Source organism: Coleofasciculus sp. FACHB-712, from assembly GCF_014695635.1.
Classification (GTDB): Bacteria; Cyanobacteriota; Cyanobacteriia; order Cyanobacteriales; family FACHB-T130; genus FACHB-T130.
Genome location: NZ_JACJOQ010000012.1, coordinates 1 through 2,153, shown reverse-complemented (window position 1 = coordinate 2,153; position 2,153 = coordinate 1). Strand labels below are relative to the sequence as shown.

Here is a 2,153-nt window from a genome sequence, read left to right as displayed (position 1 = left end):
CGGTAATGCGGGAAAATAAAAGCGAGTTAGTGCTGCCGTCGGGACCGTCATCATTTTCCGCCACAGTAGCGCCATCCGACGACATCAGCGTCACAATCGTGTCAAAACTATCAGAGATCAAGTCAACCGCTACCTGATCTCCAGCATCCAGACTCACCACGTAATCACGAGCAAAACCTCCCTCACCAGTCGGAATATCTTTTTCAGTCAGCGTGTCGGAAACTTCGTTGTTTGCCGGTACAGGAATTGGGCTGTACACCTTATTTTGCGCTCTGGCTGATATAGTGGTCAGACAAAGAGCCAGCAGCGTGGCAGGAACAATCAGGGTGCGGTGCCATCTAAGGGCAAAAGCGTCAGTCATAAAAATTTCCGCTGGACACCCTTCCCTTTTGAGGGTTGGGGGAAAGCGGGGCGGGGTGTACCGCTTCCCAAACAAAGAATGTTTCTACTATTTATTCTTTACTTTCTTTGGCACCCGGAAGCGATTCGATAGAAGCGATCGCTTTGCTTTACGCAATTTGTGGATAGTCCGGCACTTGGGAAGAAACCGGAAAATCCGATCGGTAATTGCTCTGTCCGTGTTACCGCCCGACTTGAGCTTTCTCCAGATGGGCAGGCTGGAGCTGGCTAATTCACTAGCTTATCTCCTAAAAGCGATGAGTTGGCGCTCAAACTCCTGTTCATTGATTGAGTGGTGGTGAAATCCATTCTTTTTATATCCTTCCTAATTAGTTTTGACGGACAGGACGATACGGCAATTTACCGCAGAGCGAGGACTTCTCCCTTTACACTGTCCAAACACTATAAACAAAAGCCTGTAGCCATTTCAACACTGCCTCTAGCGCAAAAGTTGCCCCAAAAGCTAGCGTTGAAAAATCTAAAGACTTGAGGAACGTGTTTCCTTTCAGGAGCGGCCTTATGAAATCAATTGTCAAAAGAATTAAATTGTTGTTAGCACGACAAAAAGGAAAAGTCAAAAGGAAAAGGTCAAAATCTATCGCCTTTTTGCTTTTTGCCCTTCCACATCTGGCATTGGGAATATCCGTTTGCTTTCTGAGCGTGCAGGCACAATCGATCGTCCCGGCGACTGACGGCACCGGCACCATTGTGAAGCCTAATGGAACCCAATACGACATCCAAGGCGGCACGACATCCGCTGATAAGACCAATTTGTTCCACAGCTTCACCCAATTTGGTCTTAGCCAAGGTGAGATTGCCAACTTCATTTCTAGCCCCTCCATTCAAAATATCCTGGGGCGCGTTACGGGGGGCGATCCTTCAGTCATTAATGGGCTTCTCCAAGTCTCTGGCGGCAATTCCAACCTCTTCTTGATGAACCCCGCTGGGATCGTTTTTGGCGCAGGAGCCAGTTTGAACGTACCTGGAAGCTTCACCGCTACCACAGCGACTGGAATTAAACTTGACTCAGGATGGTTTAATGCCATCGGTTCTAATAGCTATGCGGCGCTGGTAGGGACGCCGAATACCTTTGCCTTCGCCACCCCTCAAACTCCCGGAGCGATTGTCAACGAGGCACAGCTAGCCGTTAAAGATGGGCAGGATCTCAATCTACTCGGTGGCACGGTTGTCTCCGTCGGTAATCTCTCGGCACCTGGGGGGAAGATCGCGGTTGCATCTGTACCAGGTGAAAAGATGGTTCGCCTTTCTCAGGCGGGAAACCTGCTGAGTTTAGAGATTCAACCTCTCTCGCCTTCTCTCCCCCTCTCCATCGCTTCTCCTCTCTCTTTGCCGCAGTTACTCACAGGTGGAGGCGCTAACAATGCGACAAAAGTAACGGTTAGCGGCACTGGGGAGGTGAAACTGTCTGGAGCTAACATCCAGGTAGACGCTGGTGATGTCGTGGTGCAGGGAGCCACTTCTAAAACTTCCTTGCCCTCCCTGGGGAGTTCTGTGAATTTGGCTTCTGCTAACAACATTACAGTCCTCGGAAAAATCGATACCTCTGCCACTTTTTTAGGGGCACATGGGGGTTCTGTAACGATGTCCGCTTTTAAGGATATTAATATCCTGAGTTCGCCCTTAGACGGGATTTTGACAACTTCTGATTCAGGTAATGGCGGCAATATTTTTCTAACGAGTACAGCAGGTTCAATTAACATTAAAAGTTTTTTAAATTCTTCATCAAATCTTGG

Annotated in this window: 2 protein-coding genes; one reads left to right on the top strand and one right to left on the bottom strand. The window is 48.7% G+C overall.

The features are described 5' to 3' along the window. Positions 1-361: peptidase (locus H6F50_RS00145; protein ID WP_190424935.1), on the bottom strand; the 361-nt coding region annotated here is incomplete at its 3' end. Positions 362-918: 557 nt separating this feature from the next. Between H6F50_RS00145 and H6F50_RS00140 the strand changes: the two genes are divergently transcribed. Then, on the top strand, positions 919-2,153 hold a 1,235-nt coding region (locus H6F50_RS00140), incomplete at its 3' end, for a filamentous hemagglutinin N-terminal domain-containing protein (RefSeq protein WP_190424932.1).